The sequence below is a fragment of the Leptolyngbya sp. 7M genome, from assembly GCF_018128485.1.
The window spans coordinates 5506277-5531795 of record NZ_CP070897.1 but is presented as its reverse complement, the minus strand read 5'-3'; the positions used below and the strand labels follow the sequence as shown (position 1 = coordinate 5531795).

General features: G+C 51.1%; 29 protein-coding genes and 4 pseudogenes. 13 read left to right on the top strand and 20 right to left on the bottom strand.

Annotated features, from left to right (window positions below):
* Nucleotides 1-35: 35 nt before the first annotated feature.
* Nucleotides 36-1124 carry an amidohydrolase family protein gene (locus tag JVX88_RS29050; protein ID WP_211621986.1) on the bottom strand — a complete coding sequence of 363 codons (1089 nt, stop codon included), beginning with the start codon at nt 1122-1124 and terminating at the stop codon, nt 36-38.
* Between JVX88_RS29050 and JVX88_RS41225 the strand changes: the two genes are divergently transcribed.
* Entirely contained in the window at nt 1114-1647 is a 534-nt protein-coding gene (locus JVX88_RS41225) for a pyrroline-5-carboxylate reductase family protein (RefSeq protein ID WP_211621985.1), read from the top strand. The two genes, JVX88_RS29050 and JVX88_RS41225, sit on opposite strands and share 11 nt — an antisense overlap.
* 1 nt (nt 1648) lies before the next feature.
* Here JVX88_RS41225 and JVX88_RS29040 read toward each other — a convergent pair whose 3' ends face one another.
* Entirely contained in the window at nt 1649-2899 is a 1251-nt protein-coding gene (locus JVX88_RS29040; protein ID WP_211621984.1) for a S9 family peptidase, read from the bottom strand.
* Between JVX88_RS29040 and JVX88_RS29035 the strand changes: the two genes are divergently transcribed.
* Entirely contained in the window at nt 2868-3152 is a 285-nt protein-coding gene (locus JVX88_RS29035) for a hypothetical protein (protein WP_211621983.1), read from the top strand. The genes JVX88_RS29040 and JVX88_RS29035 overlap by 32 nt on opposite strands.
* A gap of 200 nt (nt 3153-3352) precedes the next feature.
* Here JVX88_RS29035 and JVX88_RS29030 read toward each other — a convergent pair whose 3' ends face one another.
* Nucleotides 3353-4390: a PAS domain-containing protein gene (locus JVX88_RS29030; RefSeq protein WP_211621982.1), complete on the bottom strand. Its 1038-nt coding sequence runs from the start codon at nt 4388-4390 to the stop codon at nt 3353-3355.
* On the opposite strand from JVX88_RS29030, the gene JVX88_RS29025 reads away from it, so the two are divergent.
* Nucleotides 4351-4956, top strand: coding sequence for a polysaccharide deacetylase family protein (locus JVX88_RS29025; protein WP_211621981.1), 606 nt, complete (start codon nt 4351-4353; stop codon nt 4954-4956). The two genes, JVX88_RS29030 and JVX88_RS29025, sit on opposite strands and share 40 nt — an antisense overlap.
* Here the strand turns inward: JVX88_RS29025 and JVX88_RS29020 are convergent.
* The 8 genes from JVX88_RS29020 to JVX88_RS28985 all read right to left on the bottom strand — a co-directional run bounded on the left by JVX88_RS29020 (nt 4907) and on the right by JVX88_RS28985 (nt 12013).
* On the bottom strand, nt 4907-5491 hold the full coding sequence (locus tag JVX88_RS29020; RefSeq protein WP_225931210.1) for a CPBP family intramembrane glutamic endopeptidase: 585 nt from the start codon (nt 5489-5491) through the stop codon (nt 4907-4909). The genes JVX88_RS29025 and JVX88_RS29020 overlap by 50 nt on opposite strands.
* Before the next feature lie 169 nt (nt 5492-5660).
* Nucleotides 5661-6488, bottom strand: a complete 828-nt coding sequence (locus JVX88_RS29015; protein WP_211621980.1) for a histidine phosphatase family protein — start codon at nt 6486-6488, stop codon at nt 5661-5663.
* 187 nt (nt 6489-6675) lie between these two features.
* Complete coding sequence (locus JVX88_RS29010) at nt 6676-7410, bottom strand: glycogen/starch/alpha-glucan phosphorylase (RefSeq protein ID WP_317134672.1); 735 nt, start codon at nt 7408-7410, stop codon at nt 6676-6678.
* Nucleotides 7411-8546: 1136 nt separating this feature from the next.
* Entirely contained in the window at nt 8547-8921 is a 375-nt protein-coding gene (locus JVX88_RS29005; protein WP_225931760.1) for an aquaporin, read from the bottom strand.
* Complete coding sequence (murD, locus tag JVX88_RS29000) at nt 8909-9814, bottom strand: UDP-N-acetylmuramoyl-L-alanine--D-glutamate ligase (RefSeq protein ID WP_211621977.1); 906 nt, start codon at nt 9812-9814, stop codon at nt 8909-8911. The genes JVX88_RS29005 and murD overlap by 13 nt, the downstream gene beginning before the upstream one ends.
* Nucleotides 9815-9832: 18 nt before the next feature.
* Complete coding sequence (gene mraY / locus JVX88_RS28995; RefSeq protein ID WP_211621976.1) at nt 9833-10396, bottom strand: phospho-N-acetylmuramoyl-pentapeptide-transferase; 564 nt, start codon at nt 10394-10396, stop codon at nt 9833-9835.
* Between the two features lie 5 nt (nt 10397-10401).
* Nucleotides 10402-11076, bottom strand: a complete 675-nt coding sequence (locus JVX88_RS28990) for an ABC transporter permease subunit (protein WP_211621975.1) — start codon at nt 11074-11076, stop codon at nt 10402-10404.
* Nucleotides 11077-11356: 280 nt separating this feature from the next.
* Nucleotides 11357-12013 (bottom strand): transporter substrate-binding protein, encoded by a 657-nt coding sequence (locus tag JVX88_RS28985; RefSeq protein ID WP_317134478.1) that lies wholly within the window; start codon nt 12011-12013, stop codon nt 11357-11359.
* Here JVX88_RS28985 and JVX88_RS28980 point away from each other — a divergent pair.
* Nucleotides 11974-12570, top strand: coding sequence for a DUF3352 domain-containing protein (locus JVX88_RS28980; RefSeq protein WP_211621974.1), 597 nt, complete (start codon nt 11974-11976; stop codon nt 12568-12570). The genes JVX88_RS28985 and JVX88_RS28980 overlap by 40 nt on opposite strands.
* A gap of 511 nt (nt 12571-13081) precedes the next feature.
* A complete protein-coding gene (gene mutL, locus JVX88_RS28975; protein ID WP_211621973.1) occupies nt 13082-13516 on the top strand; it encodes a DNA mismatch repair endonuclease MutL in 435 nt (144 codons plus the stop codon).
* Here the strand turns inward: mutL and JVX88_RS28970 are convergent.
* The 3 genes from JVX88_RS28970 to JVX88_RS28965 form a co-directional block, all read right to left on the bottom strand.
* The gene (locus JVX88_RS28970) at nt 13452-14231 is read right to left on the bottom strand and encodes a PAS domain-containing protein (RefSeq protein WP_211621972.1); all 780 of its coding nucleotides are present in this window, start codon (nt 14229-14231) and stop codon (nt 13452-13454) included. The two genes, mutL and JVX88_RS28970, sit on opposite strands and share 65 nt — an antisense overlap.
* A 592-nt stretch (nt 14232-14823) precedes the next feature.
* On the bottom strand, nt 14824-14952 hold the full coding sequence (locus JVX88_RS41215; protein ID WP_263975294.1) for a hypothetical protein: 129 nt from the start codon (nt 14950-14952) through the stop codon (nt 14824-14826).
* Nucleotides 14953-15008: 56 nt separating this feature from the next.
* Nucleotides 15009-16007 carry an MSMEG_0569 family flavin-dependent oxidoreductase gene (locus tag JVX88_RS28965; protein WP_211621971.1) on the bottom strand — a complete coding sequence of 333 codons (999 nt, stop codon included), beginning with the start codon at nt 16005-16007 and terminating at the stop codon, nt 15009-15011.
* A gap of 359 nt (nt 16008-16366) precedes the next feature.
* Between JVX88_RS28965 and JVX88_RS28960 the strand changes: the two genes are divergently transcribed.
* The 3 genes from JVX88_RS28960 to JVX88_RS28950 are packed head-to-tail and all read left to right on the top strand — an operon-like array spanning nt 16367 to nt 17211.
* Nucleotides 16367-16549 carry an SAM-dependent methyltransferase gene (locus tag JVX88_RS28960; RefSeq protein WP_211621970.1) on the top strand — a complete coding sequence of 61 codons (183 nt, stop codon included), beginning with the start codon at nt 16367-16369 and terminating at the stop codon, nt 16547-16549.
* A 33-nt stretch (nt 16550-16582) separates the two neighbouring features.
* Nucleotides 16583-17017, top strand: a complete 435-nt coding sequence (locus JVX88_RS28955) for a hypothetical protein (protein WP_410503737.1) — start codon at nt 16583-16585, stop codon at nt 17015-17017.
* A gap of 53 nt (nt 17018-17070) precedes the next feature.
* The gene (locus tag JVX88_RS28950; RefSeq protein ID WP_211621969.1) at nt 17071-17211 is read left to right on the top strand and encodes a hypothetical protein; all 141 of its coding nucleotides are present in this window, start codon (nt 17071-17073) and stop codon (nt 17209-17211) included.
* Between the two features lie 33 nt (nt 17212-17244).
* Here the strand turns inward: JVX88_RS28950 and JVX88_RS28945 are convergent, their stop codons facing one another.
* On the bottom strand, nt 17245-17946 hold the full coding sequence (locus JVX88_RS28945; protein ID WP_211621968.1) for an ROK family protein: 702 nt from the start codon (nt 17944-17946) through the stop codon (nt 17245-17247).
* A 42-nt stretch (nt 17947-17988) separates the two neighbouring features.
* On the opposite strand from JVX88_RS28945, the pseudogene ppsA reads away from it, so the two are divergent.
* Nucleotides 17989-19575: pseudogene (gene ppsA / locus JVX88_RS28940) on the top strand (phosphoenolpyruvate synthase); the annotation flags it as partial.
* Nucleotides 19576-19680: 105 nt separating this feature from the next.
* On the opposite strand, the pseudogene JVX88_RS44530 reads toward ppsA, so the two are convergent.
* The 4 genes and pseudogenes from JVX88_RS44530 to JVX88_RS44525 form a co-directional block, all read right to left on the bottom strand.
* Nucleotides 19681-20133 (bottom strand): annotated as a pseudogene (locus JVX88_RS44530) (dihydrofolate reductase family protein); the annotation flags it as partial.
* 165 nt (nt 20134-20298) lie between these two features.
* Nucleotides 20299-20715, bottom strand: a complete 417-nt coding sequence (gene arr, locus JVX88_RS28935) for an NAD(+)--rifampin ADP-ribosyltransferase (protein WP_225931209.1) — start codon at nt 20713-20715, stop codon at nt 20299-20301.
* Nucleotides 20716-20804: 89 nt separating this feature from the next.
* Nucleotides 20805-21116 (bottom strand): VOC family protein, encoded by a 312-nt coding sequence (locus JVX88_RS39320; RefSeq protein ID WP_263975641.1) that lies wholly within the window; start codon nt 21114-21116, stop codon nt 20805-20807.
* Nucleotides 21098-21283, bottom strand: a pseudogene (locus JVX88_RS44525) (ATP-binding cassette domain-containing protein); the annotation flags it as partial. The pseudogene JVX88_RS44525 and the gene JVX88_RS39320, both read right to left, overlap by 19 nt.
* 712 nt (nt 21284-21995) lie before the next feature.
* Here JVX88_RS44525 and JVX88_RS28925 point away from each other — a divergent pair.
* A complete protein-coding gene (locus tag JVX88_RS28925; RefSeq protein WP_211621966.1) occupies nt 21996-22664 on the top strand; it encodes a S8/S53 family peptidase in 669 nt (222 codons plus the stop codon).
* A 95-nt stretch (nt 22665-22759) separates the two neighbouring features.
* Nucleotides 22760-23398 carry a chorismate lyase gene (locus JVX88_RS28920; RefSeq protein WP_036004748.1) on the top strand — a complete coding sequence of 213 codons (639 nt, stop codon included), beginning with the start codon at nt 22760-22762 and terminating at the stop codon, nt 23396-23398.
* On the opposite strand, the gene JVX88_RS28915 is transcribed toward JVX88_RS28920, so the two are convergent.
* The gene (locus tag JVX88_RS28915; RefSeq protein ID WP_211621965.1) at nt 23383-24177 is read right to left on the bottom strand and encodes an LPS biosynthesis glycosyltransferase; all 795 of its coding nucleotides are present in this window, start codon (nt 24175-24177) and stop codon (nt 23383-23385) included. The two genes, JVX88_RS28920 and JVX88_RS28915, sit on opposite strands and share 16 nt — an antisense overlap.
* A gap of 95 nt (nt 24178-24272) precedes the next feature.
* On the opposite strand from JVX88_RS28915, the gene JVX88_RS28910 reads away from it, so the two are divergent.
* Both JVX88_RS28910 and JVX88_RS44520 read left to right on the top strand, forming a co-directional pair.
* Entirely contained in the window at nt 24273-24539 is a 267-nt protein-coding gene (locus JVX88_RS28910) for a hypothetical protein (RefSeq protein ID WP_211621964.1), read from the top strand.
* A 363-nt stretch (nt 24540-24902) separates the two neighbouring features.
* Nucleotides 24903-25424: pseudogene (locus tag JVX88_RS44520) on the top strand (DUF4347 domain-containing protein); the annotation flags it as partial.
* Nucleotides 25425-25519 lie beyond the last annotated feature (95 nt).

The window sequence follows — 25519 nt, the reverse complement described above, 5'->3', positions numbered from 1 at the left end:
ATTCCTATTTTTCATATCAAACCAAACCCTGCCTCTCATTTATTGTCTCCGTCATGGTCGTGATTATCGAGATGGCCCTCACGGCGTTCCGACGGACGTGCGGGCGGCGTGCCGCCGCTACCCGGAGGCCGGTTAACGTCGAGCTTTTCGAGCTCTTCACGTTCCTTTGCGAGACGTTCGCGATTTGGTCCCTCCTGCTCTCTGTCAAAAAATACTTCACCTTCGATCATTGTGAGTTCTACCCGTGAATATGGGCTGAAGGGATGAAAGTTCCATATAACTATATCGGCATCTTTGCCTTGCTCGATGGAGCCGGTGCGCTTATCAATGCCAAGCTGTTTCGCCGGATTGAGCGTGATCATCTTCAGAGCTTCCTCTTCCGGCACACCGCCGTATTTCATCGTCTTCGCAGCATCCAGATTCAGCCGACGCATGCGCTCATTTGAATCGGAATTGATCGAAACATTCACACCGTTCTTCCATAAAATATAGGCATTGTATGGCGTGTTGTCGTAGGCTTCGAGCTTGTAACTCCAGCTATCAACAAATATCGAAACGCCGGCCCCATGTTTGGCTACCTCGGGTGCGATCTTGAAAGCTTCAAGACCGTGTTGGAGAGTCCCGATCCGAAATCCGAACTCTTCGGCAAGAAGCATTATGTTAAGGTGTTCATCTGACCTATATCCGTGGCAATGCACGATCCGCTTTCCTTCTAATATCTCGACCAGCGGCTGCAGTTCTTCATCGATACGCGGTGGAACGGTCGTTTTCTTCGCGCGATAATCATCCCAGGACTTCTTGTAGTCAAGCGCTCGCCGAAACGCATCCCGAATGACCTCCATTGTTCCCATTCGGGTTCGCGGATATCGGAATGTCCCGCCTTGCGGCGGTTGTACCTGGCTCGATCGCTTCACGTTCTCACCTAAGGCGAGCTTTATACCTGGCGGGGCGTCAGGGATAAGAAAATCCTCGACCGGCCGGCCGTATTTGAATTTTACGGTCGCACTTTTACCGCCGATAGGATTTGCCGAACCATGAAGCAAAAGAGCTGAAGTCACGCCACCGGCCAATGCACGTGCGATAGCAATATCGCTAGGGTTAAGCATATCTCGGATGCTTGTCATTGATGTAACGGCAAGCGTTCCTTCATTTATCGCGCTCAGCATCGAGTGCGAGTGTGCGTCGATGATGCCAGGCGTTACGAATTTACCCGTCGCATCGATCACCTTCGCTCCTGCACTCACGGGAAGATTCTTGCCAATTCGGACGATCTTTCCGTCGCGAATACTTATATCTGTTGCTTCAAGCGTTCCGCGCGCTGCGGTCAGTATCGTTGCATTCTTGATAACTACTACGGGGCCAACCTACATCTTTATGGTGATGGAAGCGCTCACCGATGCAGGCGTACATCTCGGTTTCTCACGCGATGTGGCGAAAGAACTGGTGCAGGAAACGATCCTCGGTTCGGTGAAGTTTGCGATGGAATCGCATAAACATCCGGCCGAACTGCGAAACATGGTCACGTCGCCCGGCGGCACCTCGGCCGAGGCCATCTATCAGATGGAAAAGGGCACGCTCCGTACAGTGTTGTCTAAGGCGGTTTACTCTGCGTACAAGCGTGCCGTTGAACTCGGAAAAAAGAACTAACTTATTTCAGATACTTATCAAACCAATCCAAATTGCTCTGCATTGTGGCGATCTGTAGTTGCGGTTCCTGGATACCGTGCGGCTGACGTGGCAGGACGATCATCCTGACCGGGACATTCTGACGTTTCAATGCATTGTAGAGCTCATAGCCTTGGGCGATTGGCACACGCAGGTCGTTCTCGCCGTGCTGTATCAGCGTAGGTGTCCTGGCGTTCTTTATATTGAACATGGCCGAGTGTTTCGAATAGATGGCCGGATCGTCCCAGAATTCGGCCTCGAAATAGTCAGGCAGGAACGAGGGGATGTCGGCGGTGCCGTTAAAACTCATCATGTTCGTAACGGGAGCACCAGCCGACGCTGCCTTAAAACGGTTCGTTTTTGTTATGATCATCGACGTCATATAACCGCCGTAGCTCCAGCCCATTACGCCCAGCCTGTCGGGATCGGCCACGCCCATCGCTATCACGTGATCGACACCGGTCATCAGGTCTTCGTAATCTCCGCCTGCCCAGTCTCGGATGTTTGCCCGCCGAAATTCTGTTCCGTAACCGCTCGAACCCCGCGGATTAGGACGCAGTATCGCATAGCCCTTGGCCATAAATGTCGCCAGCGGATATGAGCCGCGGCCGCCAACATACGAGTGTTGAAAAACTCCGGCGGGGCCGCCGTGGATATTCAGGATCAGCGGCACTTTTGTGCCTGCTTTGTAGTCATTCGGATAATGGAGCAGCCCTTCTATCTCCTTTCCGTCCTTGCTTTTCCATTTGATGACCTCAGTGCGTCCGGTCGGAATCTTTGCGTATTCGGCGTTGGCGTTCGAGACTTGACGAGATTCCATCAAACCCTGACGGCGAACAAAAACTTCGGGGGGCGAGTCCGATGTTTGTTTGACGAAGGCATACCAGCCGTCATTGCTCGCAAACGGGGAGGAGATGACTGCATCCTGATGGTCCATCATCTCTATCGTTGCCGCTTCGATGTTAGCACGGTACAGGGCGGTTCCTGTGCCCCGTGCTTCACTGAAAAGAATGCCGCGGCTGTCAGGGTTCCACGCAACAAACACCGGCTGCGCATCGTGCGAACGCGGCATCAACCGTGGCTGGCCGCCGCTTGCGGGATAGATATGTATTCTGTCGCTACGTGCCCAGCGTATCGGCAGCTCGCTGACACGGGCGGCGATCCAACGGCCGTCGGGTGAGAATAGGGGAGTTTCTTCAGCCGTGATTAAAAGCGAATTCCTGGAACGAGCCATTTTCGTAGGACAGGATGCAGACGATCAACAGCAGCGCCGGCAACAGGTTGAGCAGATTCTCCAGGTTCCTGGAGTCGAAAAACCAGAGGATGTGGCCCAGGCGATTTGGCAAGCAGTCGCCCAGCAACGAGCTGAAGTGATTGTAGGGACAGCCAATTTGTCGGTTGCGCTCAACAATTTGCTACCGGGTCTGATGCAGTGGTTATTCAGAAAAACGTTCAAGAACCAGGATTCCTACAATGACCAGCCCTGAACCCTTTATTACTGCGGCAATGTAAAAGCATGCCCCTACCCCCAATTTTGGCGGGACAATTTTGGCGGGACCGCTTGTAACTCTTCTAAGCCGCCAGTATTAGGGGTTTGAGGGCAGCAAAGGCTTGAACATCCCTGCCGTGCTCCTTCCTGCATCTCTAACCTCGCCGAAGTCATAACTTGAACGCTCTAGAAATTCTCTTAAAAATTTTCATCCAGAATAATGTAGGACTTGGAATCAATTTTGATTTTGCCCCGTCGTTGCAGTTCACCAATCAAGCGAGTAATGGTCACACGGGTGGTGCAGCAGGCACTTGCGAGATCGCCGTGGGTCAAGCGTAAGTTCAGCCGCATGCCGCCCGGTACAGGCTCGCCAATTTCTTGTCGCAAGAAACGCAGCAGCAGATAGAGCCGATGTTTGACTCGGCGTTGTCCAGCTACCGCTAGTAGGGCTTCCATTTGCTGAATCCGACAGTTCAGTTGAGGCAGGAGTTGCTGTGCCAAGTCGGGAAACGCTTTGACTTCAGCCAGGGAAAACTGGGTTAACTGCACATCGGTCAGGGCAGTCGCCTGATAGGCGGGCAGGAAAACTGAGCCAGACCCGAACACCATCGATGCTCCTAGCAGACCCAACAGCACTTCCTCTCCTTCTTCAGTAAAGGTATGTAATTTGACCAAACCTCGCTCAACTTGCCAAAGCACCTGAGGATGGAGCGGGATCGAATCGCCTCGGACGTAGGTCTGCTGAGGGCGCTGGTGTAACAGTTTCTCTAAGTTTGTATTTACAGGCTCTACAGCCGTAGGATCAAACGACAGGATCTCTTGAGGATTAGGCGTAATCGCGGTCCAAGTTTCAGTCATTTCCCGCAAAATCCAGTTCAAGTAAATTTCCTCACCGCCTGAACTGTAGCGAGCCGACGTGGTAATCGCAAAATGGGCTGGCGCACTATCTCGGGGTTGCAGCCAAATCGACCAAGCATGGGGCTGCTTACCCTTTGATAAATGGGACAGGGCCGTTCGAAATGAGGAGCGGTAGGTGGCCGGTACAAAATTAACCAGCAGTTTGCCAACTAAATGCGATTGGGGAACCCGCAGCAGCCGTGTCGCCATCAGGTTCGCTTCCAAAATTTTTCCTTCGGTTGTCGTGACCAGATACGCTTCCGGGATGTGGTCCAGCAGATCGCGGTAGTAATAGTGTTTTGCCGTCGCTTCTTCTAGGGTCTCGGCAATTTGAAGCAATTTGGCAGCGCGGTCACTGGATTGGGCTACATGGCTATCACCATCGTTCGTTTACGCTGCTATCGCCTCAAGAACTTCAGCAAAGTTTACTCCAGACCCAAACCGCCATTGCCAATGCTTGCCAGCTCGACCTGACCGAAGTGCAGCAGCGAATTCGCGATGTCCGTCCGCCCAACGGCTTTTTTACACCGCAAATCCTGCATTGGTTAGAGCAGTGGCAATACCGCCCAGTCATGTGGAGCGTGGTACCGGAAGATTGGGTCAGGCCAGGAGTAGCCGTGGCAACGGAGCGGGTTTTGCACCAAACTCAAGCTGGCTCGATTATCGTCCTGCATGATGGCTACTGCGGCGGTGAAGATGTAGCTCAGATTGCAGCTGAAATCATTCCGCGCCTTTTAGACGAGGGCTATCAGTTTGTCACGGTCGATGAGCTTTGGCAAGGTCACTGTACTGCACCTACTGTTGGACCTACTGTTGGACCTACTGCTGCGCCCACTGAGACAACTACTCATTCAACTACTCATTCCGCAGCTTCCACACACAGCTCGAAATCAGATTGGTCGTAATGTGGGCCACAATTGGCACGAACAAATTGCCCGACAGCAGGGCACTCAACCCCAGCACAACTCCAATCACCGTTGCCCACACCACATAGGGCCACTGTTGGCTGCCGCTAAAATGAAGAATGCCAAAACACAGGCTGGAGAGAATTAACCCAAACCAGGTCAAGCCCAGAGCTGGCAGCATCACACCGCGAAACAGCAGCTCTTCGCTCATACCAGGCAGCAACCCCAGCCAAATCAAATCCGGCAATGCTAAAGGTCGAATGACCAGCTCCAGATAATAGTCGGCGCTTTTGCGGTAAGCCTCCCAAATCCGATACATCAAGGCGCTAGCTGCCGTGATTCCCAGTCCGGTACCAATGCCCACCAGCAAAGCTAAGCCAGACCATTGGACGGGCAATAGCACCGCAGACGTATCAAAAAATAGCCACAGACGCGCAAACAGCAGCAGCACCACTGCTGTCACCCCCATTGCAATCAAGACTTGAACGCGGCTCAGGGGTTCTACATTCGGTTTCGGAGAACTGGGGTCAGACACAGCGCAGGAAGTAAAGTTAAGACGCTTGAACAGGCAATCGAATTCGCCTAAATTCCAGGCAATTTCGTGTCAAGCTGGATTGGTTTAAGGCTAGCATTTGCCGAGATCTGAATCAAACCAATCCAACCCTGCCCAAATTTGGTGACCATTCACGCAACTCGACCAGAATTTAACTCGATTGCTCCCTCGATTGCTCCAATGGTTGAATTGCAGGCAAATTGGGTGACAAAGCGGTAGGATGCACACCAGCTCGATGAGCCGCCACAACTCCAACCGCTTCTAGATAGGACTGGACCGTCAGTGACTGAATCCCTAATGCCTCGGCAGTCACCTTGAGGCGAGTCAGATTGTCTTTTACCGTGATAATTTGCGTAGCCGCTTGACTGAAACTGAGCACGGCACTACCACCCAACGCTTGCAGCATCGGACCGTGAACATCAAATTGCACCACGCTCACCGACGCAGCAGGCATATCGATGCGGTCCCGGTAGCGGCCCAGGTCAATGCCTAGCAGGCTGCACAGCAACACGCGAATCGTGGCTTTGTGGGACACCACCAGCACATTGCCGTCGGGATAATTTTGCTCGATTTCGGCAATCACCAGTGAGGCGCGGCTAGCAATCTGGACGGCAGTTTCACCGCCGGTAGGCGGGTTCCAGGCCGGTTCGGTGAGCCAGCGGACGTAATCTGCGTTGAAATGTTCGTTGACATATTCTGGCGTTTGGCCTTCCCATTCACCGTAGGCAATCTCCTTCAAGCCATCCCGCAATTTCATCTCTATACCCGTTGCTTCACACAATGGTTTAGCTGTGGCAATCGTGCGTTTCATCGGGCTGCAATAGATCGCTTTCCAGGGCAGGGATTTGTAAGCTTCGGCAAAGGCATGGGCCATTTCGTGTCCCGCATCGGTCAGTTCTGGGTCAATACTGCCGCAGTAGCCGCCGGTTTGACTGTAGATGGTTTCGCCATGACGGATGAAGTAGATTCTGAGGCTCATGGATTTGATTTGGGGTTGGGATATTCGGTATTCAATCTGTGGCGCTTGATCCCCCCTAGCCCCTCTTACAAAAGCGGGGAACCAGAGGCGAAGCCTGTGCTCAGCACCTACCAATCCGGGATTGAAGTCCCCCTTCATCTACGTCGAAGGCGCATCCCCGCTGGGGTTTAGGGGGATTTAGGGGGATCTACTCAATCTTCAACATGGCATCCGCCTGATCGTATTCTGATAGTTCCACCTGCACGCTCGACGTATGCCAGATCTGCTGACTGTAATCCCGAATCGAGCGGTCGGACGAGAACTTGCCCATGCGAGCCGAGTTGAGAATCGACATGCGGGTCCACTGCTCGTAATCGCGGTAGGCATCACTGACGCGGGACTGACAGTCGATGTAGGCTTGGTAATCGGCCAGCAGCATAAACGGGTCCTGCTGAAGCAGCTTGTCGGTCAGGGGTTTGAATAAATCGCAGTCGCCGTCCGAAAAATGGCCGCTGTTGATCCAGTCGAGCACAGCTTTCAGTTCCGGGTTGGATTCGTAATAGTCGAGAGGACGGTAACCTTTGGCTTTCAGTTCCAGCACTTGATCGGCGGTGAGGCCAAACAAAAAGAAGTTTTCGGCTCCGGCTTCCTGACGGATTTCGATATTGGCTCCGTCGAGAGTGCCAATGGTAAGTGCACCGTTCATCGAGAATTTCATGTTGCCAGTGCCCGATGCCTCAAATCCGGCAGTAGAAATCTGCTCCGACAAATCAGCAGCGGGATAGACAAACTGACTATTGGTGACATTGTAATCGGGGATGAACACCACCTTGAGTCGGTCATGCATGTCTGGATCGCGGTTGACCACATGGCCCACCGAATTGATCAGCTTGATGATCAGCTTCGCCATGTAGTAGCCTGGAGCAGCCTTACCGCCAAAAATGAACGTGGCAAAGAGCGGCAGGAGATCCTAGATAAACTGAATGAGCGCTTCCGTAAGGAGCGGCAAGAAACATTGGATAGCTAATCAGAGTGCTACTGGATTAGTTAATTCAAGTTTGCTGCAGCAGTCTAATTTCTCAATTTTGGAGTTCTAAGTCAGTTTTCTAGTCCGGCAGTTGCTGTCGGGCTATTTTGTGTGAGTCGATGCCTGGATACCGTTTGATTTTGAATCGGACCTAGCGGGATGAGCGAATTGGAAAAAATTTCAGTGTGCTTATCATGAGTCTTGTCTGTCTAATTTTTAGTCTCATATTTAGATGAGTAGACTTTTATTGAGTCTAATTCTACAACTAGTAAGATTAACTTGAGATCGATTGAGGTTTGCTGGCGACTAGAAGCCGCGCCTACACAGACAAAACCCGCGCAGGCGGGTCTAGGTTCTTATACGGCTACTTGAATTCGAGAACAATCTGGACGCAGGGTCTTCCTTAAAGTGACTCAATATAAGACTCACAAGTTTGTAGTGAGACTTAATTTGATAAACATAGGTCTCAAAATGGGATGGGTGAGGTGGCTGGAGGAGCTGTGGAAATGGGATCCAGGGCGCTGGCAGCAACTAGGGCTTGGCAGGAGTTGGCTGCTGCAAAGTTAATGGATTGTGGGGTGGCAAATGACTAGAGTTAAAGAGGAGTATTTGCCTGGAATGGTGGAATTGGTGTTGTCTAGAATGGAGCAGGTTATAGACTGACTGATAGGTCAGTACTGATGAGTTGAGAAAGACACCTGCTCATTTCTACGCTCTGCTGCCGGCAAAAGCGACCGATTTGTCTGCTTCAATCCTCTAAAAAAGGCGACAAAATTTAGTCCAACTTTAGTCCGGACATTGAAATAGAGGGCCAAAAAGCCTTGGCTATAAAGAGTTTCAAGAATTTGATAGACTGCGGGATACGCAGACAGGCAAAGCGCTTAGGAGCATAAAACGCCACAGAAGCCGGAGGAGGAGATAAACGCAAATTTTGGCACGATGTCATGGGCTTTTAATCTGCTGAGGCTATCTGCGAAGCAATCCTAAGTTACTGGCGATTCTGGAAACATTGCCCGAAACCCGCTTCAGAAGATTAACGAGCTTGATTAAGCCTAGTGCCCTTTTCCAGCCGCGAAGTCATCAATAAAACGAGCATTACTATACCCACAGCGATGATGGTGGCAGGGAATGTCAGACGTGTGATAGAGCTTGCAGCAATAAGATTGACCCGTACCCACAATTCCCAATCGGTAAAAGTACGCCGCTAAACCAGCCCCCAAAATAGGCGCAATCCAGTAAATCCATTGACTCTGCCAATACATCGCCAACACTGCCGGAGCCAGCGAGCGCACCGGATTCAAACTAGCCCCCGTCAACTGCGCCACTTGCAGATAGAGCAACGCCACAGTAACCGCCGCCGCCCACCCTGTATAGCGCATCCAGCGCGAATTCACCAGCACCAGTACCACCAGCATCAGTAGAAACATCGCCACCGTTTCGACAATCCAGCAGCCATAGATGCCAAAATATTTTCCACGTTGTGAAGCCCCCTCAAAAATATCTCATCCCTTGTCATCAAGATCTTCTCTTTTCCATTCGCACGACACACAAGGTCGCGTCCGCGAAGAAAAAGTCCTTCGTCCAATTCCCGCTTGACCGAAAAAAGCGAAACATTTGCTTTCAGACCAGCCGCCCAGCTAGCCGTTATCTCGTCATCTGCATTCAATATCGCCGCGTCATCCCCCGTCTGGTTCATAAAGATGCGGTGCTTTGCCGCGGCGTAATCGGTGAATGAATCGTAGCGATCTAAATGGTTGGGCGTGACGTTCAAACAGATCGCAATGTTAGGCCTAAGATCAACTATGGTCTCAAGCTGAAAGCTCGACAGTTCCGCGACGCTCCAGGTTTCTTCTGTCGAGCTTTCGGCAAGACTCAACAACGGCGTTCCAATGTTTCCGCCGACCTGCGTTTCTATTCCGCCATTCTTTAGCAACTGGCCGATCAGCGTCGTTGTCGTTGTCTTGCCATTCGAACCGGTTATACCGATCAAACTGCCTTTCATAAAACGGTATGCAAGCTCGACCTCGCCTATTACTTCGCCATCCTTTCGATCTACATAACGCGCCGGGATCGTATTCGTCGGAACCCCGGGGCTGATCACGACAAGATCGATCTGATCAAGCAGCCACGAAGGCAATTCCCCCGATACCAGCCCGACACCGTTCGTTTCTTTCAAAGATCTCGCCGCGTCGCCCCAGGTTTCGACGTCACGCTTGTCGTGCAACGCGACCTTCGCACCACGCTCCGCCAAAAACCTCGCCGAGACGATCCCTGACCTTCCCGCACCCAACACTAAAGCTTTTCGGCCCGCTATGATCATTATCCAAAGACCTGATACCTATCGGAGTTTTAGCGTCGATAAACTCAACAGAGCAAATAGTATCGCAACGATGACAAATCTAAATACGATCTTTGGTTCCTTCCAACCGGACATCTGAAAATGATGATGCAACGGAGCCTGTAAAAAGATCCGCTTTCCGACGCCTCCAGTCCGTTTCGTAAACTTGAAAAAGGAAACTTGGATCATTACCGACAAGGCTTCGAGAATAAACACACCTCCAATGAACGGCAGAAGAAATTCCTGCTTCGTCAAAATTGCTACCGTGCCTAACGCTCCGCCAATTGCAAGCGATCCGACGTCCCCCATAAATACTTCTGCCGGAGGCGCGTTGTACCAAAGAAAACCGAGGCTAGCACCGACCATCGCTCCGCAAAAGACGGTCAGCTCCGCAGATGACGGATTGAATGTGATGTCCAGGTAATCAGCCCAACGGCGGTCGCTTGCTACATATGTCAGTGCGGTCAATGCAGCCATCGCTATGAATGTAACACTCGTAGCTAATCCATCGAGCCCGTCTGTCAGGTTCACGGCGTTAGACGATCCGAGCAGGATGAAGATCATAAAAACTAAATAAAGCAGAGGCGGAATAACGCTGATCCCGTTAGGTTCGGCTGTTTCCCAAGCGGCAATCCGCCTAGCAGCCATTTTGGTGCCGTCACATCGACGTTTTGCGCACCGAACCAGGGTTTTGTCACTGCTAGCCCATAGGCATTGCTCAAGATTGACCCTATAACAAGCGAGATTGCAGCCGACAGCGGCAGTAGAATGGCAATTCCCCAGTTGCGAATTCGCTCAAAGTCAATCCGGCGTTGCAGCAACCACAGGCCACCGAAAAACAACAAACAAAAGAGCACCAGCCCAATGATCATCACCCAATTGACGCTGCGAACGAACTGCTGCAAGATCAGGCTGACGCCCCAGGTCGCCAATAGGGTTTCCAGCGGTCGCCCGTAGAGGTAGCGAATTACCCCTCGCTCGAGCGCCAGCCCAACCAAAGCCGCCACAATAAAGGCCGCAATCACCGCGAAGAAGATATAGAACTGCAACCAGGGATCGCCCAACTTCTTAAAGCCGTTTTGCACCACAAAGGTGGTGTAGGCTCCCAGCATCATCAGTTCGCCGTGGGCCATATTGATCACGCCCATCAAGCCGAACACGATCGCTAATCCCAAAGCTGCCAGAAGTAGAACTGAGCCGACGCTCAGCCCGTTGAAAATTCCGTCGAGAAGTCCAGTGAACAAGGGGGGCGCTCCTTACAGGTGGCGAGGGCCGCTACCAAAGAGATACCGGCGCTCTCAATACTCTGTTAATAATCGCTACGGTGTACACACAAGCCCTTGCCGCACAAGGACTAGAACACTGACAGAATCAACTTATGTGTGCACCTAGGTTAATACTCGTTACTAACGAATTGAGGCTTATTCTAAGAGAGGCAAAGCGATTCAAAGCGTGCCCTAAATTACTGTTTCACACTTTTGCCTTGCCTCACTTGCTTCAGTGACTAACCTTAATAAGGCTTCCCTAACTTTCCTTGAACTTGCCAGGATTATCCACCCCAGTCCTCGTCCAGTCGCAGGTGAAGCCTTTGGTATCGGCTACAAATTGGTTCCAGGGGATGGGATCAACCGGAGCAGGCGTTTCGTAGACAATCTCGAACAGACCGTCATCGCGCACTTCCCCAATCCGAACGGTCTTGGAAATGTGGTGGTTGGTGTTCATTGTCACGGGGCCTCCCGGTGCTGCGAATTCCTGACTATAGGCCGCTTCCCGTACTTTCTCCAAGCTAGAAGGCGTTCCTGCCTCGCCCGCTTTCTCAACCGCCTGCTTCCAGATATTGACTGAAATGTAAGCGGCTTCCATCGGGTCGTTGGTGACGCGGTCATCGCCAAACTTGGCTTTGAAAGCCTCAACATACTTCTGATTCTCTGGGCTTTCCACCGTCATGAAGTAGTTCCAGGCCGCGAAGTGACCCTTGAGGAACTCGGTACCGATCGCCTTTACTTCTTCTTCCGCGATACTGACCGACATGACTGGATACCGGTCTGGGGTCAGACCGGCCCCCTGGAGCTGCTTGAAGAAGGCCACGTTGCTGTCGCCGTTCAGCGTATTGTAGATCACGCCGCCATTGGGCAGAGCCGTTGCAGCAGCAGTGGGAACTCCAGTTTCCGGACGATGCACTGGATTGGGTGACTGGGGAATATGCCTTGGTCCAACTCGCCGCTAATGGTCGGTCTCAGTCTGATTGGGTGTTTGTGGCACAGCAGACGGCAGAAACCAAGACAAACATTGAACAGCTTGACCAAGTCGCCCAACAGCAGGGCATTAGTCTTGGGGCTTTATCGCTAGATAACCAACCTATTTCTGCCTGGATCAAACTTAAAACTGAACCGGCTAAACCAGGGCTTACATCCCTGCGAGCGGAAGTAGCAGGGGTCCGCACAACAATTGGCGATTATGAGCTTTTTGCCACCTCGCTCGAAGCATTAGAACAAGCTCTCGCGGCTCAGTCGGCCACAACCTCTGATATCAAAGATGCCATCGCCCAACTGCAAACCCCAAACCAAGGCTATTTGTACTTAAACCAGGAGGCGCTAGAGCAGCTACTGCGTTCCATACGCGGATTGGAACTGCCTAAAACTCTTGTTAGTAGCTTGCGTTCTGCTGTGATCAGCAGCTATGGCACGGATGAAGCTGGCCTGCGGGGAGCGATTTGGCTGCATCTGGATGGAGCATAGTTTCAGGGTGCTGATCGGTATGGTGCAAGCTTTGCCAGCAGGCTACCAAACAGCGTTCTCCATGCTCGCGTTGAGCATCATCCAGCCAGCAGTGGTCTAAACAGCGGTTAGCAGCAGCACAGGAAATACAGCAAGTATCACTCAGTGATATCACGGTGTTTTTGATGGCAAATGCGATCCCATTTTTGTTTGACAATGAAGGTGCTACGGGTTCCTGAATCATTCTATTCATTACACTTACTTAGCGCAGTTGCTGATTACTCCACACCTTCAATGTAGAAATTTTGTCGCTTTTCCACTTCCACCGCTTGTTTCACCTAAGTAGGTATTTTGACACGGGCAAACCTCGCCCACTGACGCCCACCCATTCCTCCTACTGGCTTAACTCATTCAGCCACTCAGTTGGATGAGGTGTCTCGCCACTCAGTTCGGATCAAGGCTCATACCGAAGCTCATACCAAGACTCATACCCAGGCTCACAAATCAGTGGACACGCACTACACTGAAAGGCATGACAACGCAAATTCAGGCTCTGCCAGTTGAAGTCATTTATCTAATTGCGGCTGGAGAAGTGATCGACTCTCTGGCAGCTGTAGTGCGAGAACTGGCTGAAAACGCTCTCGATGCCAACGCGACGCGCATCACCATCTCTGTTTGGACCGACTGCTGGCGTGTCCGTGTCACTGACAATGGAATGGGCATGACGTTGACCGATTTAGAACAGGCTGCCCTCCCCCACAGCACCAGCAAAATTCAAACCACCGCTGATCTGGGGCAGGTTCACAGTTTGGGATTTCGAGGCGAGGCACTGCACAGCATTGCTCAGTTGGCTGATTTAGAAATTTGTAGTCGCTTCAATCAGAGCGAGAGTGGCTATCGAGTCATTTATAATCGTCAGGGCGAGCCGGTTCAGGTCGAAACCCATGCGACTCTAGCACCGCAGTAATGAACTCACGAGCATCGGCTTCATCATCCACAATCAGCACCTGTAATCCATCCAGGGCTTGAGGTAAGGAGGACGCGGTGACTCCTACAGCGGCTAGCGGCTGGGATACAACGACTGGAGTAGCAAGCGGCTGAGACTGGCTGAAGGTGTAGATCCCAATCTGGAGCGTTTGAATCGAGCCAGTGTCATCGCGGTTAACGACGATAGGAATCTCGGCCCGAACGAGTTCGCCCCGACGGGAACGGAGGGTAATCTGCCAGATTGGGTTGTCGCTGTTGTCGCTGTTGTCGCTGTTGTAGGAGGTACTGTGCGGGGTACTGGAAGAGAGCCGATTTAAACAACTGCGAAAAGCACATCGGTCTGCCTCCGCTACATACAGGACTAGGGGCTTACCAGCAAGATAGGGTTGAGGAACATGTAACAATTCGGCAATTGCCTGGTTGGCTTCCAGAATTAAGCCATTGGCATCGGTGACTAAATAGGGAATTGGCGCGAACTGAAATAGATTGTAAAAGTACTGGTATCTGTCATAGATCTGCTGATTCTGCTCAACGAGGCGTTCCTCGATGACCTCAGCGGCTTCTAGCTGGGTCTGCATTTCCTCATAGGTCAGCTCTAATTCCTCCACTGCTGCTGCTAGTTTCTCCCAGTGGTCTGCTAATTCGCTTTTTGAAGCAATCTGCTGCCGGATGGTGTCGATATAGTGTCTAAACATAATGTCTAAACTGCTGCTCACTACTCCTAAGGTTGGCTGATGCTGACACCTATCCGCTGGCTCTCTTCTTGGCACCAGATCCCAGCAGAACTGCTTCTAAAAGCTGTTTGAACAGGATCTTGCGTCTGGCTCCGCCCCCTTGTCTGGAATAGCCACTGGAATAGCCACAGGGCTATAATTCCCCACCAGTGGGGGAATTTGAATAGCGACCTTCGGGAAAGTCTCCCAGAATACGTCCTGCGGACGCGCTGCGCGAAGGGGATAGAGGGGGCATTTCAAACGATTCTAAGAATGACATGAAAATAATTGCAGCAGATAAAATTTCAGCAACTGTAAAAAGGGTCTTCTTTAGTCTAATGAATTGTTGCTCAAATAAATGGTTCAAAGTAGAAAAAAGCACAATCAAATTCAAATTAGAATTTGACAACAAATATTTGTGGATATAACCCTGATTTGATCTTTGCCTGTTTTCACCCCACCGCATTCGCGCGCTGATCATCAACATAGAGTTCGACAACCGACATTCCAGAAGCCATCTGTGGGTCATCTTGATCTTGAAAAGGGTCGCGTTTTAGCTAAGCCACTAGTTTAGCTAAGCCACTAGCGCTTCACCTTTGTGTTCCCAAACGCGCCGAATTAGTTTGCCATCATAGCGATGTTCGCGCAGGCGACGGCAATCGGATTCTAGCCGAATTGTTTCTTCGTATTTATCTACTGACATGATTAATGTATTTTCATCCAGCATTTGATATTGATAAACTTGCGGCAAGCTCTGTTCTACTCGTAATTTAACGACAGTACTTCGGTTTCGGGTTGCCAAACGGGGCTATAGGGTGGTTCGGTTGGAGCATCGATCTGGTGATTTTGAATAAACTGATCGATGCTTTTCTTGATGCTTTCAGCAACCGCATCAGCCTGATCCAGGTTTTGCTTTAGATTGGGGTAAAATTCCAGCGTATTATTGCTGACGGTTTTCAATCTGCCATAAAGCCGCATGCCTTCCAGGGCAAACTGACGCAGGTCAATCTCACGTCCGCCATCGCGCCCGGTTACATAGTGATTTGCTTTAGTTCTGACTTTTTCTTTCTGAGGATGCTCATCAATTGACAGATCGTAGTAGCCCATTTGATCCAGCCAATCGACCACATCTTTACCTCGATAGCGGCGCGGAGAACGGGGAGCACCTCCGACACATAGGTGAACCTGTTTACCGGCCAAGTGCAAATCTTCGGCAATTTGGCAGCCCGACTGCCCCGTACCGACCACTAACACCGCTTTGTCAGGCAAGGACTGCGGATTTCGGTATTCGGATGAATGCAATTGCACAATATGCTGAGGCAACCGCTCCGCGATTCTGGGAATTTTAGGCTGATGGTAGCTGCCCGACGCAATCACCACCTGATCGGCTGTGTAGTCGCCGTTGGTCGTCGTTAGCTCAAATACATCATCGGCTTCGTTCTGCCAAAGACGGGTCACTTCAACCCCTTCTCGCACTGGCGGGTTAAATGATGCAGCATACGCCTCGATGTACCGGACAATTTCGTCCTTTTGCATAAATCCGTTTGGCTCTGCACCGCGATAGGGATGGCCAGGAAGTTGACATTGCCAGTTAGGAGTAACCAGGCAAAAGGAATCCCAGCGTTTGGTGCGCCAAGCGTAGCCAATCTGGTGTTTTTCAAACACGATATGGTCAAATCCCCGCTCCTTGAGGCAGTAGCTGATCGATAAACCAGCCTGTCCTCCTCCGACAATGGCAACGGAATAATGCTGTTTCATGGGCTAACTGGTTAGATGCAGGATAGATGCAGGATAGATGCAGAAGGTGCAATACGACAGCCAATAACTGCACCATAAAATGAGCGCTTCAGCGCTATCGTATTTCTAGTTACAAAACCCTCAAGTCTGGTGGTAAAGACAGGATGATCTTTGTAGCTAGGGTTTTCAGGAACGTTAGCGGAAATAGGTTTTGGGGGCAGTGGACATATCTGACCTGTTTAAACTGACAGGTTCAATCAGCGGGTTTTCCTACCGATGTCCCCAGTCAAGAAGTAACCAGCAAGGAACACGAGTCCGGTATCATCTGAGAAACGCTGCTCAGCGATTTTTACCTTTTCAATGTTTCTTATTATTGGGGCATGACCGACTCTTCTGGCAAGGTTTATCTTGTGGGTGCAGGCACGGGCAGGATCGAGCATTTAACCCTCCAGGCCCATCAACTGCTGACCCAAGCTGAGGTGTTGATTTATGACGCTTTGGTGGGTGACGCCTTGTTGGAATTAACGCCTAGTGCCTGTCTAAAGTCGATTTCGCGACAATGAAACCCAATTCTGGTCTCTACTACCGTAGTGGAGGTGGGGGTCGATGTTCCCAACGCGACGGTGATGCTAATTGAGCACGCCGAACGGTTTGGCTTATCGCAGTTGCACCAGTTGCGGGGCCGAGTAGGGCGGGGTGCTGCCCAATCATTCTGCTTACTCATGAACCACTCAAAAGCCGAAACAGCTAAGCAGCGCCTGAAGGTCCTAGAGCAATCGCAGGATGGTTTCTTTATTGCCGAAATGGATTTGCGCTTTCGTGGACCTGGTGAGGTGTTGGGCACGCGCCAGTCTGGTTTGCCTGATTTTGCTCTCGCCAGCCTTGTGGAGGATCAGGAGGTGCTGACCCTGGCTAGAGAAGCAGCCGAACGAGTCATCGAGCTGGATCCGACCCTCAGCAAGTGGGTTCTAATGCAAAAAGAATTGGAGTACCGCTATCAAAAGCTAATGGGCGGCACCATTTTGACCTGACCCCAGCAATACCGAATACGAATCGATTCACGAACTCATCCAACGGTCTAAGCATGATGTCGAGAGAATCAGGACGCCTACACCGGGAGAACATGCTACGCACGCTGCTGCACCGGATTGAAGTGGCCGAAGCAGCAGGCAATCGTGTTCTGGTTGAACAGTTGAGAAAAGAAAAGCGTGAGCTGGGGCTATAGTTGGTTTCTGATTTCTGACTCCTCAGGTTGCCATCAGTCTTGCCAGAGGGCAATTCCTCCCAGCAAGCCAGTGACGTTAGGCGTAATCTTGACGTTGGGGGGCAGCACAAAATCAATGCGCTTGGTGTTGCCCCCGCCTAAGTAAAGATGGTCGTAGTTGAAAATTCGCTCCAACAAATCAACTGCTCTCTCTAAACGGCGATTCCAGCGCTTTTTGCCAATCATATCCAGTGCGGCTCGGCCCAACTGCTGTTCGTAGGTTTCACCTTTGCGGAAGGGATGGTGGCCCAACTCCAGATTCGGAATCAGCTTTCCATTCAGGAACATGGCTGAGCCAATTCCTGTGCCTAGCGTCAAAACTAGCTCAACCCCATCGCCAGAAATTGCACCCAGACCTTGAATATCGGCATCATTGGCTACCCGCACCGGCTTTCCGAGCTGCTGCGCCAAAATGGCTGCCAAATCAAACCCCACCCAATCGGGGTGAAGATTAACTGCCGTTTCCGTAATGCCTTTGCGCACTACACCAGGGAATCCTACCGAAACTCGGTCAAAGGTCTTCCCAGCGGTTAAACCTTGAATCGCGTGGAGTACAGCATCTGGAGTTGGAATCGCTGGCGTCTCGACTCGGTCTCGTTCAGTGAGAGGATTGCCCTGTTCGTCAAGCACCATAACTTTGATGCCGCTCCCGCCAATGTCAACTGCTAACGTGTGCAACGGTTTGATTTCTCCCATGATTGAGGTGTGATTCAGATACAGACAGTCCATCCTGCAGGCATGCGGTCAGTCATACTGGATAACCAGTTTGAACCAGCATTTCAACAAATGGATTCCATCATATCGCTCAGTTTGCGTCAGGTCGGGAAGCAAGCCCGCTCGCTGATTTTGCAAACGCCGTTTCCTGACGAGCTACAAGAAGCGATAGTCACAGGATACCAGATGCTGTGCGACCGTTACGGCCCTGACACCGACGTAGCAGTTCGTTCTAGTGCCACTGCCGAAGACCTGCCCGATGCTAGCTTTGCCGGCCAGCAGGAAACCTATCTGAATGTACATGGCGTGCAAGGCGTGTTGGATGCTTGCCATAAGTGCTTTGCCTCGATTTTTACTGACCGGGCTATTTCTTACCGGCAGATCAAAGGGTTTGACCACTTCAATGTTGCCCTTTCGGTCGGGGTGCAGAAAATGGTGCGTTCCGATCTGGCCTCCTCTGGGGTGATGTTCTCAATCGATACGGAAACCGGCTTTAAAGATGCGGCGCTGATTACAGCCGCCTACGGGTTAGGAGAAAACGTAGTGCAGGGAGCCGTGAATCCAGATGAGTACTTGGTGTTTAAACCGACCTTGAAGCAAGGCTTCCAACCGATTCTGGAAAAGCGGCTGGGCACTAAAGAAATCAAAATGGTCTATGACCTGGGCGGCTCGAAGTTTACCAAGAACGTGCCTGTACCGCCCGAACAGCGCCATCAATTTGCCCTCAATGACGAGGAAATTCTGACGCTGGCTCGCTGGGCCTGCGAAATCGAAGACCACTACTCCAATGTTCGAGGCATATACACGCCAATGGACATTGAATGGGCCAAAGATGGCGTGACGAATGAGCTATTCATCGTGCAGGCGCGGCCCGAAACTGTGCAGTCTCAAAAAGTGCAGAATATTTTGCGGAGTTATGAGCTACAAGAAAAAAGCAACATTCTGGTGAAAGGTCGAGCGGTTGGCGAAATGATTGGCCAGGGTAAGGCTAGGGTGATTCTGGATGTCCACAAGATCGATCAGTTCCAACCCGGCGAGGTGCTCGTCACCAACCGCACCGATCCCGACTGGGAGCCGATTATGAAACGGGCGAGTGCCATCGTCACGAATCAAGGCGGACGCACCTGTCATGCGGCAATTATTGCCAGAGAAATGGGCATTCCCGCTATTGTTGGCTGTGGTAATGCGACGACAGTGCTGCAAACCGGACAGGAAGTGACGGTCTCCTGCGCCGAAGGGGAAGAAGGACGGGTTTACAGCGGCTTGTTGCCATTTGAAGTGAAAGAGGTAGCGTTAGAGAATTTGCCCCACACCCGCACCAAAATCTTGATGAATGTGGGTAATCCAGAAGAGGCGTTTAGTCTGTCGGCTATTCCCAATGATGGCGTTGGCTTGGCACGGATGGAGTTCATCATTGCCAACCAGATTCAGTCCCATCCATTGGCGCTGCTGCACTTTGATCAATTGGAGGATGAATTAGCTCGCTACAAGATTGCCGAACTCACGGCCCAGTATGAAGACAAGGCTCAGTTCTTTGTAGACAAGCTGGCTCAAGGAATTGGTACCATCGCCGCCGCCTTTTATCCTAAGCCGGTGATTGTGCGTCTGTCCAAACGAGCCAGTCTGGAGCTTTCCTGCTGGGCGGTAGACACTGACAATTGTGCCTTTACTCGTACTACTGGAAGTGACCAGTCTAAGCGAGGATGGAACGGTGCCAGAGCCAAAGAGCCGTTTACCAGTTCCGAGAATGATAGGAAAGATGAGCAACCGATATTCATCAATCAGGTCATGCTGAATCAGCGTCTGAGCAAGTCCACAACTGCCGTGAACCTGAATTTCGCCTGAATAGCGTTGCTTCAGTTCACTGACTTCCCCAACAACGTCGCGAATGAGTGAGGAGTCATGCCAATCAAAGGTTGTTCGTGTGCGCGAAGCGACATACTTTGGTAATGAATTCAATTGATTGGCAACGAGTTCGTATTTGTCAGTGTTGTGAGGCCAGTAAGCGGCGAAAATGTCGTAAGTGGTTCGTCCCAGTAAAAACGCTTCGGCTTTTGAGAAGATGTCATCTATCGTTCTTCCCGACTCCTCATCCCAATGGGGAAAAACCCAACCTCCATAGGGAAAGTCCCCAGTCGTATCTTCATCGGGACCACCGGGAGCCTGCATGACTCCATCCAGGGTCAAAAACGTGGTTAAAGTCAGTTCAGCCATAATTTAACTCCTTATAGATATTCATTCAGGCGATCGAGAGTTCCTCGTATTCCAGTTTCCATTCCAGATTCCAAATGCCCATTCCGATGTTCAGCCGACTGATACCGAATATGAACATGCTCAGTCCTCGATCGCCTCAACACCAAGCTGCCTAAGCCGCTCAAGGTTGTCCTTCATAGCTTTGAGTTGTTCAGGGGAGTGCTCCTGCCAATCTGTGACCTCGCCCGTGACCCGAAGCGGATTCCGAGAGCGGTATGACTTCGTCGGATTGCCTGGGTATTTCTTGTCTGTCAGATTAGGGTCATCTTCGATCGGGCCGGTCGGTTCCACGATGTAAATTCTGCCGGGTCCTTCGCCGAGAGCTAGTTCGGCTCCCCAGATGGCTGCATCCAATGTGGCGGTTAGATAGACGTAAGCCGCCTTCTTCTTCTTATCGTAGTTAGAGTTATAGCCAGGTACGATCAGATCCCCCAACTCCAGGTCTGCCTTCGTGCCATGGTAGAAACGCTGCGAATTCAGGTCGTCGCTGGCTATCATTAGCTCGCTCCTTATGCTGTTCGGTATGGTGTTGCACGACGCTGTGCATTGTTATCCCATAGTTTGCGTTCTCCATGAGTTAGTGAAGGTCATCCGTTTGCCGCTCGCTCAATCTCGGATATGTCAATCTTTACCATTTTCATCATTGCTTCCTGCGCTCGTCGCGCGCGTTCCGTGTCGCGATCATTGAGTAATTCGATCATCCGAGTCGGAACGATCTGCCAAAAAAGCCCATAACGATCTTTGATCCAGCCGCAGGCGACTTCTGATCCGCCGTCGGCAAGCGCCGCCCAAAGTCGATCAACCTCAGGCTGATTTTCACAGTAGATCTGGAACGACACGGCTTCAGTGAACGGAAACTGCGGACCGCCATTAAGCCCCCTTGCGTTGACTCTTTTAATCCCGCTAGAATTTGCAAAAATGTGGACTTCCCGATTCCATTGCGGCCCACTAAAGCGATTCGATCTGTGGCGGCAATGCTGACCTGCACGTGGTTAAATAACGTTTCGGTGGCTGAAACCGCATAACTAATGTCCTGTGCTACTAAATAAATACTTGGATATCCCATATAGATACCTCCTCATGTAGCGCTGGGTTTAATTCACTAAGAATATAGAGTAAGTACCTCGGCATAATTAAAAACTAGATTCAAAACCCTGCAGCGCCCGCTGCGCGGGGTTTTGGGTTTTATGTTTAATTATGCTCACCTACTTAACGACTCAGGTAACTTGCTGTTTCTCAGATGCGGGCATTAAAACGCTGCATTCTGACAACGCAGAACCGTTTACCTAGGACAGCAAGTTGGGTTTTGCAATCCAACTTAATTGCAAACAAAAGCGAAATAGTTCCTAAATTCAAGTTCTCAAATTCAAAAAATCTCTCAAGCCGCCTTTTACAAGCCTTTTCGGCAACTGTTCCGGTAATAGACAGGAAAGCTGAAACCGCAGCTCGCATTGTTCTGACTAGATTTTTCTCACTTGATGGCGTTTAGCGCCTCGCTTCACTACTTCATTGTTAGAAGAATCCTGAAAGGTGTAGTCCTTACTATACTACAACACCGAGATACACATTCCGGATCAGCAGAAATTTTCAGTAATTTTCAAAAACTTGAATCGAGCGGCTGCCAGCGTGAATAAACCCGAATTGCCGCACTAATAAGTTACTCACAGGGTAAATGGATGACTAACTCGGTCGATCATTCTCTTTATCTCTGTTTTTCCTCTAGACCGCTTTTGGGTTTTGAACGACACAAATCATCTACTTTAATGGGGTAAACAGCAATGTTAGCAGCCTCCACTTCAACTGGTTTTAAGGCATTGAACTTTAACGAATCGAATTCTCATCAACCAACGATCGCTTCTCCAACAATCAGATCTAAGCTGCTGGTTGGCTTGATTGACACAGACTTTAAGCCTGATAAGGCTACCATTGCTCCGACACAAATTCTTTGGGGCTGGAATCACTACTCCGGCAACGGCGCATCATCGGTTCAGCCAACCAATCATCAGCACGGCAGTGCGGTCCTGAACGTGGTGATGGCGTCTGAATCGGGTTGTGCAAATGGTAGGGATCGGCAACCTCTGCTGTGGCTTGGTCGGGCGGTGGGAACTGGCCAATGGGCAGCATCGTTGGTGGAGTTTGTCACAACAGTAAGAGCACTGGGGACCGAAAATGCCGTCATCAACCTCAGCTTTGATCTGGTTCAGGGCAATCCAGTCGGTCAGCTCACAACTCGGTTTAAGCTAGCACCGCAGGAACAGGCTGCCCTCCAGTATGCCCATCAGCAGGGCGTTCTGATTGTAGCCGCCGCAGGCAATACCGGTGGAGCCATGTCAGCCCTGGGTCAGGCCGCAAGGATGTTCGACAACATCATCACCGTAGGGGCTGCCGAGCAACAGCAACGGCTGTTTGTGCAGGCAATTATCCTGCCAGTCAATCAATTCCTGTAACCAGCTCACTGCTGACCTCCGGCCCTCGGCAATCACCCGGCCAAGCCGGAATCCTGTTACCATGATTGACAGAAGTTTAACTTTTGTAACTGATTTTGACTCCAGCATTTCGCGCACCTAATCAACCAGCCAAAAGCTTAGCCTTACCAACCTCCTGGTATGTCCTCGACCCGATTTGGGAAGGTGATGAAACAGTCGTGCAGTGCGGTCTGCCTCATGCTCAATTGGCTCCCGCCTGGCAGCTTCTGCTTCTAGGAGATGGTTCTCCAACTCGGCATTTGCAGCTCCTAACCGGCGAACCCACCGAAGTGGATGTGATCGATATGTCGCCGATTGGAGACGATTCCGAAGGAGCACCCACTCCGATTCATATGGTGCCCAGCCCCTGGATTCGGCGGCAAGTTTGGTTACGAACCGCATCTGGACAACGTTTGGCCTACGCCACCTCCTGGTGGGAAGCAAGTCACGTTGATGAATATCTGCAAAACCGTTCGTTGCCGATCTGGGCTAGCTTGGCGCGTCTGCGAACCGAACTGTATCGCGATGTGCAGGGGATTCACTACGGCCATTCGGCACCGCTGGAGTTAGCTTTTGGGCAGCGCGGCCCATTCTGGGGTCGGCATTACCTGTTTTGGCACCACGGACGCCCACTGACCCTGATCTACGAAGTGTTTTCGCCTTACCTGACAAAATATTTAGGTCCAACTCAGGTAGAACATCAAAATTCTCTATAAACATAGAGCTGACGGCGGAGCGCAAACCCCAAGAGTCGCCACGGTACGGTGGAACGTCGCAACACCTGAAGGCGCAGAAACTTGCCCAGCAACAGCCGTCCAATTCCCTTTAACCGCGCTCGTAGCCTCGCTAGCAGTAAACGAAACAGTGGGTGCTTGCTGGCTTGAGCATAGGGAGGCAGAAAGGCCAGTTCTCCATACAACACATCGGCCCGGTGAATCCCGCTCATGCCATTGCGGCGATGCTCTGGATTCGGCTTGCCTCCATGCTCACCGTAGTTACGGAAGGCAATGTAGTTTTTCAACTGGTGCTGCCGTAAATAGCAATCAATATAGGAGTCGAAATTGTAGTAGCCGGTTCCATGTGCTTGGGTGATTTCGGTGACGAATTGGCAGAGCAGTTGGGCCGCCTTGGGAGTAATAATATAGGCCACGAGGCCAGTCGAGTAACCTTCACCAAAGCCTTCCTGAGTGACGCTGTAGAGCTGGGATGCGCAGGTGTAGAGCCAGCAGATTCCCACATCGGGTTGACTCAAGTTGAACGGTAAAGGCAACTCTCCAAACCCAATTACCGGGACAAAATCAGCTTCCACAATCAAGGTGGGCTGCTGGGCATGGGCGGCTTGCATCCAGGCTTGCTGATGATTCAGCAAACAGCGGTAAATCGAGGCGTAGTCCTGGTATTCGGGTCGGTCAGCTTGTCGGAGTACCCGACAGGACAGCCCCGCTTCCGTCAGCGTCTTTGTTCTGGCTGGGAACGGGGGCCAACCCCTGGTCAATTTGGGTCTGGTTTCCGTTGCTGCATATTTGTTCCGGGGCAATTTGGGCTGGCGTTGATCTATGCAGCAGTAATTTGCAGATTGGAATTGCGCCGGTGCAAAAACAATCCGCCTACTTTGGGCTAGTGGCCGCTCTTGCCGGAATTAGTGGAGCTTTTGGAACCATCGCAGGCGGCTTTTTAGCAGAAATTGACTTGATTGGCGGTGTGCTGGGCTTATTCGCACTTTCCAGTATTTTTCGATTAATATCGCTGTTACCGCTTGTGTTTGTGCAGGAACGCCACGGTCAACCCCTCAGCCAACTGATGCGGATGCTGTTCCCGAAGGTAGAAGCAACAGAACAAAAGCTTACGGGCATTTAGTCGCTAATCATAGCTATACCTAGCCTACTGCTTTGCTTTTGAGCAGCAATTGAGGCAGATGGCAGCATATCTACGGATTTTACTAACTCAAATTCTAATCCTATTCATGGAACCCACTGAAGGAGCTTGGGGTGTCATCTACCTATGGTGGTAATTACAGGCACTAGTTGAGCTATCAATTTACAGGCTTCCACTGCACTTTGAAAGCTTCACGCAAAGCATGGCGACGGCACAGTGATCATTGCTCACCGTCAGCCAGATTTGTGCTGGGGCTGCATTGGGCTATTGCTCGTTAAGTTGTGTTGGATGCAAAGGGATAGTACTTAGCTACCGCTACTTGTATTCCGGAGTAATGGATTAACTATGATTTGCTCGCATGACCCTGACTTAGAAAATACTGATTTGGCCGCAAAGGGCTTCACACTAGTTGTAATTGACCCCAGCATCACAGACTACACAACGTTAGCCGCTGACGTCGTTTCGGAAGCCGTTGCCGTAATTTTAGATGGCAATCGGGATGGCGTTGAGCAAATCAGCGAGTTCTTGCAATACCATCCCCACACAACGAGCCTACACATTGTTTCTCATGGTGCACCGGGCTGCGTGTACTTGGGCAATAGTCAGCTCAGTTTGACTACTATCCATCGTTATGCTGATCAACTCCGAAACTGGCCCGTTTCTTCTCTATTGTTGTACGGTTGCAACGCGGCGGCGGGTGACGCGGGCGAAGAATTTTTAGCAAAACTGCATCAGCTGACGGGCGCAAACATCGCAGCTTCTTCTACCCGCATTGGCAGTGCAGCTCAAGGCGCTAACTGGGAGCTAGATGTCCAGGTTGGCGAAGCAGGTGGCTCACTAGCGTTCACTTCCCAATTACTTCAAACCTATACGGGTGTTTTTTCTTTAGAACTCCGAGTAGACCTATCGGATCAAGCCGCGAATCCAACCGGAAATTGGAACGTGATTCCCAGTGCAGGCAC